Raw genomic sequence first — 18,449 nt, 5'->3', positions numbered from 1 at the left:
GTCGACCCGCAGCGGCTGTTCGACACCTATCCCGAATGGACGCTGCCCGAGGAGCAGCGCCGCGCCTTCATCTCGACCCGCGACGGCGCGATCGCCGGGCGCCAGCTCGCCGACCGCTTCGGCTGGGAGGTCGGCGACATCATCCCGCTCAACAGCTTCATCTTCACCCGGCGCGACGCTCGCGGACCTGGGAGTGGCGCCTGGTCGGCATCTTCGACGGTCGCGACCAGGAGTGGCAGGACCGCGCCGGCATCATGTACCTCAATTACGGCCAGTTCGACGAGGGTCGCGCGCAGGGGCGTGGCCTGGCCGGTGTGTTCGTGGTGCGCGTGCGCGACCCGCTGCAGTCCGAGGAGGTGGCCGCGACGATCGACGCGCGCTTCGAGAACACCCCGGACGAGACCAAGACCCAGACCGAGCAGGAGTTCCAGCTCGGGTTCCTGCGCCAGCTCGGCGACATCGGCTTCATCGTCAACGCGATTTCCGGCGCGGTGTTCTTCACCATCCTGATCCTGACCGGCTACACGATGAGCCAGGCGGTGCGCGAGCGAATCCCGGAGCTGGCGGTGCTCAAGTGCCTGGGCTTCACCGACCGCAGCGTGCTGGGCCTGGTGCTGGCCGAGGCACTGGCCCTGTGCACGCTGGGGGCCGCCATCGGCATGACGCTGGCCAGCGTCGCATTGCGATTGCTGCCGGCCGAGTACGCGGCGGTGCGCATGGGCGGCGACGTGTGGCTGTTCGTCGCCGCCAGTGTCGTCGTCCTGGCCGGCGTGGTCGGCTTCCCGCCGGCACTGCGGGCGATGCGGCTGAAGATCGTCGATGCGCTGGCCGGGCGCTAGGAGGCCGCGATGAGCACCCTGACCCAGGTCCGCGAGATCGTGCTGATGAACCTGCGCTCCATCCCGCAGCGGCTGGGCGCCTCGCTGGTCATCGTCATCGGCATCGCCGGTGTGGTCGGCGTTCTGGTGGCGATGCTGTCGATGTCGGCCGGTCTGTCGCGCACGCTGACCGCCACCGGTGCCGAGGACCGGGTCGTGGTGATCCGTGGCGGTGCCAATGCCGAACTGTCCAGCTTCCTGGAACGCGGCGCGGCGACGCTGATCAAGCAGGACCCGGCGGTGGCGCGTGGCGCCGACGGCCTGCCGCAGGCATCCGGCGAACTGATCGTCATCAACGAGGTGCCGCGCCGTGGCCAACGCACCGGCGCGAACGTGTCGATGCGCGGGGTCGAACCCGCCGGCCTGGCGATCCGGCCGGAGCTGCGGATCATCGAGGGCCGGCTGTTCCGTCCGGGGCTGCGCGAGGCGATCGTCGGCGCCGGGGCCGCGCGCCAGTTCGAGGGCCTGGAGGTCGGCGGCGAACTCCGGCTGCGTGGCTCGAGCTGGCGCATCGTCGGCGTCTTCGAAACCGGTGACGCGCACGACTCGGAGCTGTGGACCGATGCCGAGACCACCCAGGGGGCCTTCGGTCGCAGCGGCGTGTCCTCGGTGGTGCTGCAACTGACCAGCGTGGACGCCTTCGAACCGCTCAGGCAGCGCCTGACCGGCGACCCGCAGCTCAACGTCGACGTGTTCCGCGAGCGCGACTACTACAGCGCCCAGTCTGCCGGGCTGACCCGGCAGATCGGCTTCCTGACCACGATCATCGCGATCATCATGGGCTTCGGCGCGCTGTTCGGAGCGCTCAACACCATGTATTCGGCGGTGTCGGCGCGCACCGCCGAGATCGGCACGCTGCGCGCGCTCGGCTTCGGCCGCCTGCCGGTGATCGCCTCGGTCATGGCCGAAGCGCTGATCCTGTCGCTGGCCGGCGGCCTGATCGGCGCCGGCATCGCCTTCGCCCTGTTCAATGGCTACTCGGTATCCACGCTCGGCGCGGGCTTCACCCAGGTCGCGTTCAACTTCGCCGTCACGCCCGGCCTGGTGCTGCAGGGGCTGGCCTGGGCCATCGGCATCGGCTTCCTCGGCGGCCTGGCGCCGGCCGTGCGCGCGGCGCGGCTGCCGGTCACCACGGCGCTGCGGGCGCTCTAGGCGCGCTCAGCGGCTCGGTGCGGGCGTGGCCGGGATCGCCGCCGTCGGGCGCCGCGCACGGGTGATCAGCAGCACGCTGGCCAGGATCACCGCCATCGCGCCGATCGCGTGCACGCTGAAGCGCTCACCCAGCACCAGCGCACCCAGCAGCACCGCCACCGGTGGGTTCACGTAGGCATAGCTGGTGGCCAGCGCCGGGCGCACGTTGTCGAGCAGCCATACATAGGCGCTGAAGGCGAGGATCGAACCGAACACGGTCAGGTAGGCCACCGCCAGCAGCGGCCGCGGCGCCGGCAGGCCACCGAAGCGCTCGCCCAGCGCGAAGCCCAGCACCAGCAGCATCGCGCCGCCGGTCAGCATCTGCGCGGCGGTGTTCATGAACGACGGTGGCAGGTCGCGGTCGCGGCTCCACACCGAGCCCCATCCCCAGGCCGCCGGCGCCACCAGCAGCGCGATCGCGCCCTTGGGGCTGGCGGCCAGCGCACTGCCGGCGTTGAGCCACAGCACGCCGAGGAAGCCGACGGCGATGCCCAGCCACTCCAGCCGGCTCGGGTGGCGGCCCTTGAGCCAGGAGAACAGGCCCACCCACAGCGGCAGGCTGGCCACCGCGATCGCGGCCAGGCCCGAGGACACCTCCTGTTCGGCCACGCAGACCAGGCCGTTGCCGAGCAGCATCAGCAGCAGGCCCATGACCGCGGCGTTCTTCCACTGCGCCCGCGTCGCGCGGCCAGGCCGCGCCAGCGCAGCATTGCGTAGAGCATTGCCCCGGCGGCGAGGAAGCGGCTTCCCGCCATCAGGAACGGGTCGAAGCCCTCCAGGCCGATCGCGATCGCCAGGTAGGTCGAGCCCCAGACCAGGTAGACGACGGCCAGCGCGAAGGCGATGGCCAGTCGCGAGGGAGCCGGCGAAGCGGCGTTGGCGTGCATGCGGTGCCTGGGCTGGGAGGAAGGAGGGAGGACCGGCGGAGCGCGATTCTAGCCTGCCGCGCCGGCCTCGCGGTCCAGCAGGGCCTGCTTGCGCGGCAGCCCCCATCGATACCCGCCCAGGCTGCCATCGCTGCGCACCACCCGGTGGCAGGGCACCAGCACCGCGACCTTGTTGCGCGCGCAGGCGCCGGCGACCGCGCGCACGGCGGCCGGCTGGCCGAGTTCCCGTGCCAGCTCGGCGTAGGTTCTGGTTTGTCCCGCGGGGATGCGCATCAGCGCTTCCCAGACCCGGAACTGGAAAGCGGTTCCCAGCAGTTCCACCCGGACGTCCGCACCGCCGCTGCGTCCGGCCAGGGCCGCGGCCACCGCCGCGACCCGCGGCGCGACGAACTCGGGGCTGCCGGCGTCGACGCGCTCGATGCGTGCCCTGGGGAACTCCGCCGCCAGCCCGGCCTCCAGCCCGGCAGCGCTGCCCCCCAGTGCCACGCTGCAGACACCGCGCCGGGTCGTCGCCACCAGCGCACGACCCAACGGGCATTCCACCACCGTGTAGTAGATCGACATGCCCTCGCCGCCGCGCCGGTAGCTCGCAGGCGTCATGCCCAGGCGCGCGGCGCCGTCCTGGTAGACGCGGCTGGGCGAGCCGTACCCCGCCCCGTAGACGGCCGCGCTGACCTCGTCGCCGGCACGCAGGTGCTTGCGCAGGCGCTCCACGCGCGACTGGGCCCGGTATTGCGCCGGACTGAGCCCGAATCGATCGATGAACGCGCGCCGGAGCGTATGGGGCGCCTCACCCACCCGGTGAGCCAAGGCCGACAGCGTCAGGTCCTCCCGGTCGAGGTGCTCGCGTGCCAGCGCGACCGTATCGGTGGGTGGCGATGCCACGGCTTGTCCCTGGACCCGCTTGGCGGAGTGTTTTCCCATGCCACAAACGATACCGGCGCCCGAAGGCGCCGGATATCCGTTTCTTGCACGCGCGGGGTCTACTGCACCCAGCGGCCGGCACCCCGCTCCAGGTGCACCCGGGCGGCCAGCTGCTGGTCTTCGTCCAGCAGGGCGATCGCATCCACGAGGATGTTGGCCGACTCCTTGAGCAACGGGTCGGGACGCTCCTCGTCATCGTCCTCGGTCACCGCACGCTCATCGGCCTGCAGCCCGTCGTCGCCGCTGCGGCGCTCGCTCACGGCCAGGCCCAGCTCGCGGCGGGCCTCGTCGCGGGCCTGGCGGCGCTCCTCCATGCGGTCGCGCTCGGCGCGACGCTCGTCCACGTTGAGCGAGATCGTGTTGCGCTCGCGCTGCTCGCGGAACTCGGCAATGTCCTCGACCAGCCACTGGAACTCCTGGTCCTGCGCGGCACGCAGCTCGTGACGGGCGGCCAGCTTCGGCTTCAGCGGGGTGAAGTCGCCCACCCGGACGAACGCGGCCGGGTCGATCTCGGTCCACGGCAGCGCATTGTCGTAGCTGCTCTCGCCGAACTCGGTCGCATCCAGCGTCACCGGGAAGCTGATGTCCGGCACCACGCCCTTGTGCTGGGTGCTGCCGCCTGCGGGACGGTAGAACTGCGCGACGGTCAGCTTGACCTGGCCGAAGCGCGGGGTCTCGTTCTGCGGCCAGCGGTCCAGGTCGATCAGGTTCTGCACCGTGCCCTTGCCGAAGCTCTGTTCACCGATGATCAGTCCACGCCCGTAGTCCTGTATCGCCGCGGCGTAGATCTCCGAGGCCGAGGCGGACGCCCGGTTGATCAACACCGCCAGCGGGCCGTCCCAGGCCACGCCGCCGGTCGGTCGGCATGCACGTCGACGCGGCCACCGGCATCGCGCACCTGCACGACCGGGCCGGACTCGATGAACAGGCCGGTCAGCTCGATCGCCTCGTTGAGCGACCCGCCACCGTTGTTGCGCAGGTCCATCACCACGCCGTCCACGCCCTCCTCGCGCAGCTCGCCCAGCAGGCGCTCCACGTCGCGCGTGGCGGAACTGTAGTCGGCGTCGGCACGGCGACGTGCCTCGAAGTCCTGGTAGAAGGTCGGCAGTTCGATCACGCCGATCCGGCGGGTGCCGTCGGGGCCCTCGACCTCGAGGATCTGGCGCTTCGCGGCCTGCTCCTCAAGACGCACCTTCTGCCGGGTGATGACGACCCGCTCGGGCTCGCCGTCGACGCTGGCTGCGGCCGGCAGGATGTCCAGGCGCACCTGGGAATCGGCGGGGCCGCGGATCATGTCGACCACGTCGTCCAGGCGCCAGCCCACCACGTCGACCATCTCGCCGCTGGTGCCCTGCCCGACCGCCGTCACCCGGTCGCCGACCCTGATGCTGCCCGACAACGCTGCCGGGCCGCCGGGCACCATCGAACGGATCACCACGAAGTCCTGCTGGTTCTGCAGCACCGCGCCGATGCCCTCGAGCGACAGGCGCATGGAGATGTTGAAGTTCTCCGAGGTACGCGGCGTCATGTAGCCGGTGTGCGGCTCGATCGCGGTCGCATAGGCGTTCATGAAGCTCTGGAACACGTCCTCGGACTTGGTCTGGGCGACCCGCGAGGCCAGGTTGGCGTAACGCCGGTCCAGCGTGGTGCGGATCTCCTCGGTGCTGCGGCCGGCCAGGTGCAGGCGCAACGCATCGTTCTTGACCGACTTGCGCCAGGCGTCGTCGAGCTCCTCGCGCGTGGCATAGAAGTCGGCGTCCTTGCGGTCGTAGAGCCAGCTCTCGTCGGTGGAATAGTCGAACTCGCGCTCCAGCAGCGCGCGCGCGTGCTCGACGCGCTCGTTCACCCGCTCGACGTAGACGTTGTAGATCTCGAAGGCCGGGTCCACGCGCCCCCCGCGGATCGCGTCGTCCAGGCGGGTGCGGTAGGCGGTTCGGAACTGCTCGACGTCCGCGGCCAGGAAGAACAGCTTCTGGCTGTCGAGCGCATCGATGTAGCGATCGAAGATCTCGGCCGAGAGCGCGTCGTCGAGCTTGCGCGGGGAGTAGTGGTAACGGCTGTCGCTGAGCAGGCCGTGCACCAGGCGCGCGGCTCCGGACTGGTCGGCGCTGGGCGCCAGCACCACCTGCGCGGCGGCCTCGGTCTTGGCGCCCGCGTCCAGTCCCACGGCCAGGACCGGCAGCAGGGCAACGCAGGCAATCAGGGACAGGCGCTTGATCATTCTTCAACTCCTCGCAACGCGGGATGGGGCGAGTGGCGGACCCACCCGGGGGGGCGACCGCCAACGTCCAGAGTGCATCCCGCGGATGAACCGGACCTGTGCCGATCGTATGCCATCGGCGCCGCCGATACCGTCACCACCGCGTGAAACCGGCGCCGGCCCGCGGCCTCAGGCTGCGAAACCCGCCTCGGCCGCCATGCGGTCGGCGTGGTAGGACGAACGCACCATCGGCCCGGACGCCACGTGGGTGAAGCCCAGTTCGTACCCGAGCGTCTCCAGCGCCTTGTATTCCTCCGGCGTCCAGTAGCGGATCACCGGGTGATGGTGCGGGGTCGGCTGCAGGTACTGGCCGATGGTCACCATATCGACCGCGTGGGAGCGCAGATCGTTCAATGTTTCCACCACCTGCTCCCAGGTCTCGCCCAGGCCGAGCATGATGCCGGATTTGGTCGGCACCCCCGGGTGCTGCGCCTTGAAGCGCTCGAGCAGGGTCAGCGACCACTGGTAGTCGGCCCCTGGGCGCACGTCGCGGTACAGGTGCGGCACGGTCTCGAGGTTGTGGTTGAACACGTCCGGCGGGTTCGTGGCCAGGATCTCCAGCGCCCGGTCCATGCGGCCCTTGCCGCGGAAGTCCGGGGTCAGCACCTCGATCTTCGTGGCCGGGGAGGCCTCGCGGATCGCGGCGATGCAGTCCACGAAGTGCTGGGCACCCCCGTCGCGCAGGTCGTCGCGGTCGACCGAGGTGACCACGACGTAGCGCAGGCCCATGTCGGCGATCGTGCGCGCCAGGTTGGCCGGCTCGTTCGCGTCGGGCGGCTTGGGGGCGGCCGTGGGCCACGTCGCAGAAGCTGCAGCGGCGCGTGCACACCTCGCCCAGGATCATGAACGTGGCGGTGCCGTGGCTGAAGCATTCGTGGATGTTCGGGCAGCTCGCCTCCTCGCACACCGTCACCAGGCTGTTCTCGCGCAGCTTGGACTTGAGCTTCTGCACCGCATTGCCCGACGGGATGCGCACCCGGATCCAGCTGGGCTTGCGCAGCACCGGGGCGTCGGCATCGAACTTGACCGGGCTGCGGCTGATCTTGTCGGCACCCAGCTGCTTGCGCCCCGGGGCCAGCGGGGCGCTCTCCGGCAGCACCGACAGCGGGATCGACTTGGACTCGGGATGTTCGGACATGACAGGCCTCAGGCGGCGACGGGGGCGAGCAGCGGCGGCAACTGGCCGCTCGGGACCGGGCGCAAACCCAGCTGTTTGGACAGGGACTGCACCAGGGCCGGCTTGACGTCGGCGATGCTGGACGGACCACCCAGGTCCAGCATCGAGGTCACCGCCATGCCCTGGTAGCCGCAGGGGTTGATGCGCGCGAAGGGCTCGAGGTCCATCGCGATGTTGAAGGCGAGGCCGTGGAAGCTGCAGCCGCGGCGCACGCGCAGGCCGATCGCGCCGATCTTGGCACCGGCCACGTAGATGCCCGGCGCCCCTTCGCGGCGCTCGGCGTGGATGTTCCAGTCCGCCAGCACGTCGATCATCGACTGCTCGATGCGGCACACCAGCTCGCGCACGCCCAGCTTGATTCGGCGCAGGTCGACCAGCGGATAGGCCACGATCTGGCCCGGCGTGGTAGGTCACCTGGCCCCCGCGGTCCACCTGGACCACCGGGATGTCACCGGGCGCCAGCACGTGCTCGGGGCGGCCGGCCTGGCCCAGCGTGAACACGGGATCGTGCTCGACCAGCCACAGCTCGTCGTCCCCATCCTCGCCGCGGGCGTCGGTGTAGGCCTGCATCGCACGCCACACGCGCTCGTAGGGCTGGCGACCGAGCTCGCGCACGGTCCACTGCCCTGCGGCAGGTGCGGCGGCGCTCACAGCGTCCACTTCACTTCCGGCAGCTCGCGCACGGCGGCGTGGGCGGCATCGAGCTCCTCCCGGCTGCGCGCGCGGAAGCGGACCGTCACCGACACGTAATTACCCTTCGTGGAGGGGCGCACCCGTGTCGCATCGTCGTCCACGCTGAGTCCCAGCTCGGCCAGCACCACCGGGATGCGCTGGTGCAGGGCGGCCTCGGCCAGCCCCATCGCGCTGAGCTCGAAATCCCCGGGAAACTGGAATCCGTGCTCGGGGTTGTCGGAATGGATGCTCATCCGCCCATTATCGGGGCCACGGGCCAGTTTCCCAAGCCCGGCATGGCCCCGGTCCGCCCGATCTCAATCGCTGTCCCACCAAAGCCAGAAATCATCCGTGAGGCGCTTGAAGAAGCCGCCCTGCGGCACTTCGGCCAGTGCCACCAGGTCGCGCTCGGCCAGCAGCTCGCCGTCCAGGCTCAGCCGCAGCGTGCCGATGGCCTGGCCCTGGGTGATCGGAGCCACCAGCTGGCTGGGCACGTCCATCTCGGCACGCACATCGTCGTAGCGGCCACGTGGCACGGTCACCAGCAGCGGCTGCGCCAGGCCCAGTTCGACCTCGGCGGCCTCGCCCTTGAACACGCGGTGCTCGGCGACGGCGGTGTTGGCGTCATACAGCGAATGGGTCTCGAAGCTGCGGAAACCCCAGTTGAGCAGGGTCTGGTTGCCTTCCTCGCGCAGCCGGAAGCCCTCGTTGCGACTGGCCTCGATGCCCAGGACGACCGAGATCAGGCGCTGGTCGCCGCGCTTGGCCGAAGCCGCCAGGCAGTAGCCGGCCGCCGCGGTGTAGCCGGTCTTGATGCCGTCCACGCTCTCGTCGCGCCACAGCAGGCCGTTGCGGTTGTACTGCTTGATCTCGTTGTAGGTGTATTCCTTGGTGGAATAGATCGCGTACTGGTCGGGGAAGTTGGTCACCATCGCCCGGGCCAGCGTGGCGATGTCCCAGGCACTCATCATCTGGCCCTCGGCGGTCAGGCCGTGGGAGTTGCGGAAGTGCGAGTTGCGCATGCCCAGCTCGCTGGCGGTCCGGTTCATCAGGTCGACGAAGGCCTCTTCGCTGCCGGCGATGTGCTCGGCCAGCGCGATCGACGCATCGTTGCCCGACTGCACCATCAACCCGTACAGCACGTCCTCCAGGCGCACGCGGCTGTTCACCGCGAGCGCGCTGAACGAGCCATCGGTGCCGGCACCACCCTGGCGCCAGGCGGTCTCGGAAATGAACACCTCGTCGTCGAGCGAAATGCGACCCGCGGCCAGCTCGGAGGCGACGACGTAGGCAGTCATCACCTTGGTGATGCTGGCCGGCTGCAGGCCCTCGTGGATGTTGTCGCCCGCCAGCACCTGGCCACTGGCGTGGTCCATGAGGATATGCGCCTTGCCGGCCACGCTGGGCGGCGTCGCCGCGGGTGCCGGCGTGGCGGGTTGCGGAGCGGCGGGCTGCGGTGCGGGCACCGGCTGCGGCGCCGGGGTCTGGGCGGCGGCGGACGCCGCGAACGCGACCACGAACGCGGCGGCAAACAGTCGGGTGGACAACTTCATCTGGAATTCCGTGCTTGGGCCGGCGGCGCCGGCGGTTGAAACCAATGGATTAGGATCGCAAAAAGCGGCTGAACGACATGTTTCGCGGCATCATTCCCGCACCAGCTGCGGCTGGCCCAGTCCCAGCCCGCCGATGCGCTGGCGCAGCTCGTCGGCCTCGCCGGCGCTCGACACCGGCCCCACCCGGACCCGCCACAGCGTGCGATCGCCGCCGCGGGTGCGGCGGGTATCGACGTTGCGGATGCCCGCAGCATGCAGGCGCTGCTCGGCGGCACGTGCATTCGCCCGTTCTCCGAAACTGCCCACTTGGAGCCAGCCTGGAGAGAACGCCGCCGGGGTGGCGGACGCCGCCGAGGCCAGCGCGGTGCCGGGCGTGCCGGCGTCACGTATCGGCAGGCCCTCGGCCAGCGCATCGACCTGCACGTTGCCGATGCCGCGGGCGTAGATGCCCAGCTTGAGCGCGGCCACGTAGCTCAGGTCGATGACCCGTCCGTCGTGGAACGGCCCGCGGTCGTTGACCCGCACGATGATGCTGCGCCCGTTGTCCAGGTTCGTGACCCGGGCGTAGCTGGGCAGGGGCAGCGTCTTGTGCGCGGCGGTGAATGCGCACATGTCGTAGGGCTCCATGCTCGAGGTCGGCCGACCGTGGAACTTCGCGCCATACCACGAGGCGATGCCGCGCTCGGAGAAGCCCGTCGCATCCTCCAGCACGTGGTAGTTGCGTCCCAGCACGCTGTAGGTGGGACGGTTGCCGTAGCGTGCCAGCGGCTCGCGTCGCGGCACCGGCTCCGGGATCGTGCTGATGTCGGGAATGCCCGACGGGGCATGGTCCCGCTGGCCGGGACGGTAGAGGCCACCCGGGGTGTAGTCGGCCTCGTTGTGCTCGTAGATCACCGCACACGGGTCCTCGCCGGTGCCCGGCAGTGGCGCCACCGCGCCGCTGCTCGTGCCGCCGGCCGGTGCGCGCGCTACCGGCGCGGGGGCGTCGCGCTTGGGCGAACCCGAGCACGCCACCAGCAACACGAGCGCACAGGCCAGCGCGGGCCGGGTCAACAGTTCGGGCCGGGTCGGGATCCAACGCATCGCAGGGTCTCAGGGGGAACCGGCAGCGATTTCTTCAGCCAGCTGCATGACCGCCATCGCATAGAGCGGCGAGCGGTTGTAGCGGGTGATCACGTAGAAATTGTCGAACACCATCCACGTCTCCTCGCCCTGTGCACCCTGCAGGCGCACGATGCTGGCCGCGGTTTCGGGATCCATGTCCTGCGGCGGGCGGATGCCCTGCTCGGCGAGGAAGCCCACCGTGTAGGTCGGCGGGTAGCCATCGGGCTCGAACTGCGCCGCGCGCTCTTCGACCCGGGCGCGCACCGCGATCGGCTCCCCGGCCTTCCAGCCGTGCTCGGCGAAATAGTTCGCGACCGACGCGAACACGTCGGGCAGCGAGTTGAACAGGTCGATCCGGCCGTCGCCATCGCCGTCGCGTGCATAGGCGCGGTAGCTGGACGGGATGAACTGGCCCCAGCCCATCGCGCCGGCGTAGCTGCCGCGGATCTCGTTGATGTCCAGCCCCTGCTCCTCGACCAGCGCGAAGAGGTGGCCGAGCTCGCTGCGGAAGAAGTCCTGGCGCGGCGGGTAATGGAAACCCAGCGTGTACAGCGCGTCGAGCACGCGGAAGCTGCCGGTGATGCGGCCGTAGAAGGTCTCCACGCCCAGGATCGAGACCACCATTTCCGGCGGCACCCCGGTATCGGCCTCGACCGCGCGAAGCGCGTCGACGTGGTCGGCCTTGAAGCGCTGCCCGTCGCGGATGCGGTCGGCGGTCAGGAAGATGGGCCGGTAGTCCTTCCACGGCTTGGCCTCGGCAGGCCGCGAGATCGCGTTGATGATGCTCTGCTGGTAGCGCGCCTGCGACAGCGTCGCTTCGACCGCGGCCGGGTCGACGCCGTGGCGCTGAGCCGTCTCCCGGAGGAACTCGGCACGCATCGCGTCGTCGGCGAAGGCGGTGGAGGAGAGCAGGACCAGCAGGCCGCAGGCCAACGTGCGATTGATCATCTTGAGTTCCGGAATGTTTGGGGGAATCTAACATGGAGGCCCGCAGGCCCCAATGCCGGGCCGGCGTTCCGGGGCTGTGACCACGCGATGCCATGCCGGTTCCCGGCCTAGCGAAGGAAGCGTCGGTGGGCATGGGCCGACATGATCACTCCGAAACCCGCCAACAGCGACACCGCCGAGGTGCCCCCGTAGCTCAGCAGCGGCATCGGCGCGCCAACCACCGGCAGCAGACCGGAGATCATCCCGCCATTGACGAAGATGTAGACGAAGAAGCCCAACGCCAGCGCGCCCGCCAGCAGCCGGGCGTAACTGTCGCGCGCTTCCGAGGCCAGCCAGAGTGCCCGCCCCATCACCAGCAGGTAGAGCAGCAGCGTCACCCCGACACCGACGAAGCCGAACTCCTCGCCCAGCACGGCGAAGATGAAATCGGTGGTGTGCTCGGGCAGGAAGTCCAGGTGCGACTGGCTGCCCTGGCCCCACCCCTTTCCGGTGAGCCCGCCCGATCCAAGGGCGATCTTGGACTGGGCGATGTTCCAGCCGGTGCCCAGCGGGTCGGCATCGGGGTCCATGAACGTGAGCAGGCGGTTGCGCTGGTACTCGCGCAGCGAGAACCACAGCACCGGCAGGCCCGACAGGCCCGCGAGGCCCAGCAGGCCGATGCGCCACCAGGCCAGGCCGGCCAGGAAGATCGCGAACACGCCCGAGGAGGTGATCAGCAGCGCGGTCCCCAGGTCGGGTTGCATCGCCGTCAGTCCCGCCGGGATGCCGATCACCACCAGGCTTGCACCGAGCCCCGTCCAGCCCGGGGGCAGCGGCGCACGGTGCAGCAACCAGGCCACCATCATCGGCACGCTGATCTTCATCAGCTCGGAGGGCTGCAGGTAGAAGAAGCCAAGGTAGAGCCAGCGTCCGCCGCTGCGCCCGGTTCCCATCAGCGGGACCAGCAGCAGCAGGACCAGCGTCAAAGCGAAGATGTAGGGCGTCCACAGGCGCATGCGTGCCGGCGTGATGTGGGCCAGCACCAGCAGCGCGCCCAGGCCAATGGCGAAGCGGATCGCCTGGTTTCGCACCAGGATCGGCGAATCGGCGGCCGCGCTCGACAGCACCACCAGGCCGATGCACATGATCATCAGCAGACCGGCCAGCAGCGGCAGGTCCAGCGGTGCGATCACGCGGCCGACCACGTGCCCGGCGTAGGCGATCGCGCGCTTCATTGCTCCTCCTGCCGATTCAGCCAGGCATCGAAGATACGCCGTGCCACGGGTGCGGCGGCACGCGAGCCCGAGCCACCGCTCTCCACCACCAGTGCCAGCGCCAGCTGCGGGTCCTCGGCCGGCGCGTAGGCCATGAACAGCGCCCGGTGGCGCAGGTGGAAGGGCAGATCGTCGAGCGAGGTGGAGGCGTCACCGCGACGGGTCACGCGCTGGGCCGTACCGGTCTTGCCGGCGATCAGGTATTCAAGGCCCTGCGCGGTGGCGCGGGCGGTGCCGGTGGGGCTGTGCATCACCGCGACCAGGCCGCGGTCGACCGCGGCAAGGTGCTCTGCGTTCGCCACGACGCGGCGCGGCGCGGCGATCGGTTCGCGCACGCGCTCGGCGCCGAAGCCATCCTGGGACTCGCGCAGCAGGTGCAGCGGGTGGTGCTCGCCCCGGGCAGCGATGATCGCGGTGCCCTGGGCCAGCTGCAGGGGCGTGGTCACCCAGAAGCCCTGGCCGATCCCGCTGATCACCGTCTCGCCCGGATACCAGGGCTCGTTGCGGGCCGAGCGCTTCCATTCCGGCGAAGGCAGGATGCCCGAGGATTCTCCGGGCAGGTCGACGCCGGTCGGCGTGCCGAAGCCGAAGGCCTGCATGTGCCGGCCCAGGCGCTCGATGCCCAGCTCGACGGCCAGGTGGTAGTAGTAGGTGTTGACCGACTGGGCCAGCGATTCGACCAGGTTGGTCCGACCGTGGCCACCCGGTCGCCAGTCGCGGTACTCGCGCGACTGGCCGGGCAGCCGGTAGGCGCCGGTCGACAGCACGGTCGTCTCCGGGCGAACGATGCCCTCGGCCAATCCCGCCAGCGCGACGAACGGCTTGATCGTGGATCCCGGCTCGTAGCCGCCCCGCACGACGCGGTTGAACATCGGCTGCGATGGCGAATCCATCAACGCCCGGTAGTCGGCCACCGAGATGCCGCCAACGAACAGGTTCGGATCGAATGCCGGCAGGCTGACCATGGCCAGGATCTCGCCACTGCGTGGATCCACCACGACCGCCGCACCGTGCTGGCCCTCGAAGGCGTCGATCGTGGCCTGCTGCAGGCGTGCGTCGATGCTCAGGTAGAGGTCTTGCCCCGGACGCCCGGGCTCGCGTGCCAGGACGCGGATGTCGCGACCGCGCACGTTCTGCTCGACGCGCTCCTGGCCGATCTCGCCGCGCAGCCGCTCCTCGTACTGGAACTCGATGCCGGTCTTGCCGATGTGGGTCAGCACCGAATAGCGGCGGTCGCCCAGGCGCTGCAGGTCGGCCTCGTCGACGCGACCGACGTAGCCCACCACGTGCGCGAACAGCTCGCCATAGGGGTAGCGGCGGGTCAGGTACGGCACCACGTCCACGCCGGGGAAGCGGTGGCGGTTCACGGCGAAGCGGGCCACCTCGGCCTCCTCCAGCCGAAGCTTCAGCGGCACGGCCCGGAACCCGCGCGTTGCCTGGCGGGCGGCACGGTAGCGCTGCACCTCCTCCTCGCTGACCGGAAGGATCTCCGCCAATCCACGCAGGGTCGCCTCGATGTCGCGAACCTCCTCGGCCACGATCTCCAGCCGATAGGCCGGCACGTTGTCGGCGAGCAGGCGCCCGGCCCGGTCGTGGATGAGCCCCCGGCCCGGCACGATGGGACGCTGCTTGATGCGGTTGGCCTCGGAGCGCGTGGCGTATTGCTCGTGCTCCAGCACCTGGAGGTGGAAGTACCAGCCGGCCAGCAACAGCAGGCCGAGCGTCGCCATCAGGAATCCCAGCAGCGCACGCCTGCGGAACAGCTGCGCTTCAGCCGCCGGATTGCGGATCGCAGGACTGCGCCGCCGGTTCACCCCTCGCGCTCCCGCCCGCGCATGCGCTGGAAGTCGAGCAGCAGGAACAGCCACGGCCACAGCAGCAGCGCCGCGAGTGGCGACAGCCAGAATTCCACCGGCGGCATGCCCTCCCCGCTGAACAGGCGCACCGCCGCGGAAATCACCCGGTCATTGAGCATCAGCGCCGCCACCGCCACGGCCTGCTGCCACAGCGGGAAGAATCGCAACCGCGGCCGGAAGCGCTGCACGATGAAGGCCAGCATGACCAGTCGCAGCGCCTGTTCCCCGAACAGCGTGCCGAACACCAGGTCGGCAACGAGCCCCAACGCAAACGCGAGCCCGAGACCGGCCCGCTGGGGTTCCTCGAGCAACCAGTACACCAGCACCAGGCCCAGCCAGTAGGGTTTGAGCGCCGCGGCCAGCCCCGGCATCGGCACCAGCCCGAGCAGCACCGCCACCAGCAGGCTGAGCCAGAACAGCAACGGGTTGCCGCGCAGGCGACTCATGGCCCGGAATCCTCGTCGTCCTCGGCCTCGACGTGGTCATCGCCCTCGCGGGGTGGCCCTGCCACTGCCACCGCCGAGTCGACCAGCTCGGACGTGCTCACCAACAGCACCTCGCCGCTGCGCGCCGCGGCACTGGCCGGCCGTGCGTCGGCCTCCAGGAACGTCTGCGTGGCATCGGGCCGCAGGCTGGTGATCGTGCCGACCGGAAAGCCGGCCGGAAAGCCGCCGCCGATGCCGGACGTCACCAGCACGTCGCCTGCTTCGATGTCGCCGCTCTGGGGGATGTTGCGCACTTCGATGACGTCGCTGCGCCCCGTGCCGTAGGCGATCAGGCGCAATCCGCTGCGCACCACCTGCACCGGCACCGCATGGTCGGGATCGGTGATCAGCAACGCTGTCGAGCGGTGGGGCTGGACGTCGGTCACCTGGCCGGCCAATCCACCGGCATCGATCATCGCCTGGCCGACATTGACCCCCTGGCGGGCGCCCTGGTCGAGCACCACGCGATGGCGGAAAGGGTCGAGGTCGATGTCCAGGATGCTCGCCAGCTGGACGTCGAGCTGGTAGCCGCGCGTTCCGCCGAGCAGCTCGCGCAGGCGCTGGTTCTCGTTGGCCACCGCCTCGAGGCGATACAGCCGCGCATTGGCCACCAGCAGGTTTTCGCGCAACTGCGCGTTCTCCTCGTTCAACCGCTGCCGGCTGGCGAACTGTTCGTAGCCGGTGGTGGCCAGGCGCACCGGCGACGACGCCACCCAGTAAAGCGGGGCGACCACGGACCCGGCCTGGCGCCGAACTTCCGACAGCCAGTCGCCACGATGGTCTACCACCATCAACACCACCGCGGCACCCAGGTAGGCGAGCAGCCCCAGGATGCCGACACTGCTGTCGGAGGATCGATTCGAACTCGATAAGCCGGCGTACACCACGGCGCTCGCGGCCCCTCAGGCTGGGTGGACGGCGCCGGCGGTCATTCCGGGGCGAAGAACTCGTTGCCGTGCATGTCGATGAGTTCCAGCGCCCGGCCACCGCCGCGCGCCACGCAGGTCAGCGGATCGTCGGCCAGGTTCACCGCCAGGCCCGTTTCCTCGGACACCAGCTTGTCGAGGTCCTTGAGCAGGGAGCTGCCACCGGTCAGCACGATGCCGCGCTCGGCCACGTCGGCACACAGCTCCGGCGGGGTCTGCTCCAGCGCCTGCTTGACCGCCGTGACGATGCCCGACAGGGGCTCGTGCAGCGCCTCGAGCACTTCGTTGGAGTTGATGCGGATCATCCGCGGCACGCCTTCGGCCAGGTTGCGTCCGGACACCTCGATCTCGAGCACCTCGTCCTGCGGGTAGGCGCAGCCGATCGTCATCTTGATGCGTTCGGCGGTGGTTTCACCGATCAGCGTGCCGTGGCTGCGGCGCACGTAGCTGATGATCGCTTCGTCGAAGCGGTCGCCGCCGATGCGCACGGACTGCGAGTAGACGATGCCGTTGAGCGAGATGACCGCCACCTCGGAGGTGCCGCCACCGATGTCGATCACCATCGAACCGCGTGCCTCGTGCACCGGGATGCCCGCACCGATCGCTGCGGCCATCGGCTCCTCGATCAGGTAGACCTCACGTGCTCCGGCTTCCTCGGCCGACTCCTTGATCGCGCGTCGCTCGACCTGGGTCGAGCCGCAGGGCACGCAGATCAGCACCCGCGGGCTGGGTCGCAGCAATCGCGACTTGTGCACCTTGCGGATGAAGTGCTTGAGCATCTCCTCGGTCGTAGTGAAGTCGGCAATGACGCCATCCTTCATCGGCCGGATCGTGGTGATGTTGCCGGGCGTGCGGCCCAGCATCAGCTTCGCCTCCGCGCCGACGGCCGCCACGGACTTGGGCGAACCCGGTGTACGGTCCTGCCGGATCGCGACCACGGATGGCTCGTTGAGCACGATGCCCTGGCCACGTACATAGATCAGGGTGTTCGCCGTGCCCAGGTCAATGGACAGGTCGTTGGAGAAAAGACCACGGAACTTCTTGAACATAAGGGGGAATCGCCTGGGATACAGGACCGCTCAGAACGCGGCGCGAAGCTGGCTAGACTAGCAACCACCCCATTGTGCAGCAAGGAAAAATCGCTCGGATCCGTGAGCTCGCGCGTGCCGGCGTTCAGCGGGCGCGATACCATGGGCGGGTTTGCCGCACAGGCGACCCCACTGGAGACCCCACCGACAATGACTGCCCTGATCTGCGGCTCGCTCGCCTACGACACCATCATGGTGTTCCCGGACCAGTTCAAGAACCACATCCTGCCGGACAAGGTCCACATCCTGAACGTGTCGTTCCTGGTGCCCCGCATGCGGCGCGAGTTCGGTGGCTGTGCAGGCAACATCGCCTACAACCTCAAGCTGCTGGGTGGGAACCCGACCCCGATGGCCACCGTCGGACAGGATTTCGGCCCCTATCGCGAGCACTTCGAGGAGCGCGGAATCACCATGGCGATGGTCAAGGAGATCCCGGACCTCTTCACCGCGCAGGCCTTCATCACCACGGACCTCGACGACAACCAGATCACCGCCTTCCACCCCGGCGCGATGATGCGCTCGTTCGAGAACCACGTGCGCGACGTGGAAGGCGTTGCCTTCGGCATCGTCGGACCCGACGGCTACGAAGCCATGCTGCAGAACGCGAGCGAGTTCGCGGAGCTGGGGATTCCCTTCATCTTCGACCCGGGCCAGGCGATGCCGCTGTTCAACGGCGAGGAGCTCACCCGCATGATCGACCAGGCCACCTACGTCACGGTCAACGACTACGAGTCGAGCCTGTTGCAGGACAAGACCGGATTGAGCATCCGCGACATCGCCGGGCGCGTGCAGGCCTACATCATCACCCGTGGCCCACAGGGTTCGGACGTGCACACGCCCGACGGCGAGATCCACATACCGCCGGCCAATGCGATGCGCGTGGTCGACCCGACCGGGTGCGGCGACGCCTATCGCGCCGGACTCATCTTCGGCCTGATGAAGGGAATGGACCTGGCCACGTCGGGGCGCATTGCCTCGCTGATGGGGGCGCTCAAGATCGAGCATCTCGGCCCGCAGAACCACCGCTTCACCTACGAAAAGTTCGCCGAGCAGTTCCGCCAGCAGTTCGGCTACGCGCTGCGCTGAAAACCGTGGCGTGGAGAGCAAGGAAAAGCGGGCTTCGGCCCGCTTTTTTATTGCCCATCTGATCGCTCGATAATCAACAAAGATAATCGGTCCAGCCTTCGTTCCGGGCTTGCGCCAGACAAAGAGAAATGCCGGCCCCTGGGGACCGGCGTTTCGGATGA

13 protein-coding genes and 4 pseudogenes are annotated in these 18,449 nt (G+C 69.4%); 3 read left to right on the top strand and 14 right to left on the bottom strand.

Annotation, left to right across the window (positions count from 1 at the left end):
- The first annotated feature begins 254 nt into the window (after positions 1-254).
- The gene (locus tag FU658_RS15555) at positions 255-839 is read left to right on the top strand and encodes an ABC transporter permease (protein WP_255505607.1); all 585 of its coding nucleotides are present in this window, start codon (positions 255-257) and stop codon (positions 837-839) included.
- Between the two features lie 9 nt (positions 840-848).
- Entirely contained in the window at positions 849-2,030 is a 1,182-nt protein-coding gene (locus tag FU658_RS12595) for an ABC transporter permease (protein ID WP_147892403.1), read from the top strand.
- Between the two features lie 6 nt (positions 2,031-2,036).
- On the opposite strand, the pseudogene yedA reads toward FU658_RS12595, so the two are convergent.
- The 14 genes and pseudogenes from yedA to FU658_RS12525 all read right to left on the bottom strand — a co-directional run bounded on the left by yedA (position 2,037) and on the right by FU658_RS12525 (position 17,163).
- Positions 2,037-2,956: pseudogene (gene yedA / locus FU658_RS12590) on the bottom strand (drug/metabolite exporter YedA).
- A 48-nt stretch (positions 2,957-3,004) separates the two neighbouring features.
- Entirely contained in the window at positions 3,005-3,841 is an 837-nt protein-coding gene (locus tag FU658_RS12585) for a methylated-DNA--[protein]-cysteine S-methyltransferase (RefSeq protein ID WP_255505606.1), read from the bottom strand.
- Positions 3,842-3,939: 98 nt separating this feature from the next.
- Positions 3,940-6,101, bottom strand: a pseudogene (locus FU658_RS15545) (carboxy terminal-processing peptidase).
- Between the two features lie 168 nt (positions 6,102-6,269).
- Positions 6,270-7,278 (bottom strand): annotated as a pseudogene (gene lipA / locus FU658_RS12575) (lipoyl synthase).
- Between the two features lie 8 nt (positions 7,279-7,286).
- Positions 7,287-7,977, bottom strand: a pseudogene (gene lipB, locus FU658_RS12570) (lipoyl(octanoyl) transferase LipB).
- Positions 7,965-8,243 (bottom strand): DUF493 family protein, encoded by a 279-nt coding sequence (locus tag FU658_RS12565; protein WP_147892401.1) that lies wholly within the window; start codon positions 8,241-8,243, stop codon positions 7,965-7,967. Before FU658_RS12565 ends, lipB begins: the two are co-directional and overlap by 13 nt.
- Positions 8,244-8,306: 63 nt before the next feature.
- Complete coding sequence (locus FU658_RS12560) at positions 8,307-9,542, bottom strand: D-alanyl-D-alanine carboxypeptidase family protein (protein WP_147892400.1); 1,236 nt, start codon at positions 9,540-9,542, stop codon at positions 8,307-8,309.
- A gap of 90 nt (positions 9,543-9,632) precedes the next feature.
- Entirely contained in the window at positions 9,633-10,625 is a 993-nt protein-coding gene (locus FU658_RS12555) for a septal ring lytic transglycosylase RlpA family protein (RefSeq protein WP_147892399.1), read from the bottom strand.
- A gap of 9 nt (positions 10,626-10,634) precedes the next feature.
- The gene (mltB, locus tag FU658_RS12550) at positions 10,635-11,594 is read right to left on the bottom strand and encodes a lytic murein transglycosylase B (protein WP_147892398.1); all 960 of its coding nucleotides are present in this window, start codon (positions 11,592-11,594) and stop codon (positions 10,635-10,637) included.
- A 107-nt stretch (positions 11,595-11,701) separates the two neighbouring features.
- Positions 11,702-12,808, bottom strand: coding sequence for a rod shape-determining protein RodA (gene rodA / locus FU658_RS12545; RefSeq protein ID WP_147892397.1), 1,107 nt, complete (start codon positions 12,806-12,808; stop codon positions 11,702-11,704).
- Positions 12,805-14,661, bottom strand: a complete 1,857-nt coding sequence (gene mrdA / locus FU658_RS12540; RefSeq protein ID WP_147892396.1) for a penicillin-binding protein 2 — start codon at positions 14,659-14,661, stop codon at positions 12,805-12,807. The genes rodA and mrdA overlap by 4 nt, the downstream gene beginning before the upstream one ends.
- Positions 14,658-15,149 carry a rod shape-determining protein MreD gene (gene mreD / locus FU658_RS12535; protein WP_147892395.1) on the bottom strand — a complete coding sequence of 164 codons (492 nt, stop codon included), beginning with the start codon at positions 15,147-15,149 and terminating at the stop codon, positions 14,658-14,660. Before mreD ends, mrdA begins: the two co-directional genes overlap by 4 nt.
- A complete protein-coding gene (gene mreC / locus FU658_RS12530; RefSeq protein ID WP_187266105.1) occupies positions 15,146-16,072 on the bottom strand; it encodes a rod shape-determining protein MreC in 927 nt (308 codons plus the stop codon). Before mreC ends, mreD begins: the two co-directional genes overlap by 4 nt.
- A 44-nt stretch (positions 16,073-16,116) precedes the next feature.
- A complete protein-coding gene (locus FU658_RS12525; RefSeq protein WP_147892393.1) occupies positions 16,117-17,163 on the bottom strand; it encodes a rod shape-determining protein in 1,047 nt (348 codons plus the stop codon).
- Between the two features lie 189 nt (positions 17,164-17,352).
- Between FU658_RS12525 and FU658_RS12520 the strand changes: the two genes are divergently transcribed.
- Positions 17,353-18,288 (top strand): carbohydrate kinase family protein, encoded by a 936-nt coding sequence (locus tag FU658_RS12520; protein WP_147892392.1) that lies wholly within the window; start codon positions 17,353-17,355, stop codon positions 18,286-18,288.
- Positions 18,289-18,449: the final 161 nt, after the last annotated feature.

It is taken from the genome of Alkalisalibacterium limincola, assembly GCF_008017755.1.
In the GTDB taxonomy this organism is placed as follows: domain Bacteria; phylum Pseudomonadota; class Gammaproteobacteria; order Xanthomonadales; family Xanthomonadaceae; genus Alkalisalibacterium; species Alkalisalibacterium limincola.
Note: the sequence above shows the minus strand (reverse complement) of the source record. Positions and strands in the feature narration are given on the sequence as shown.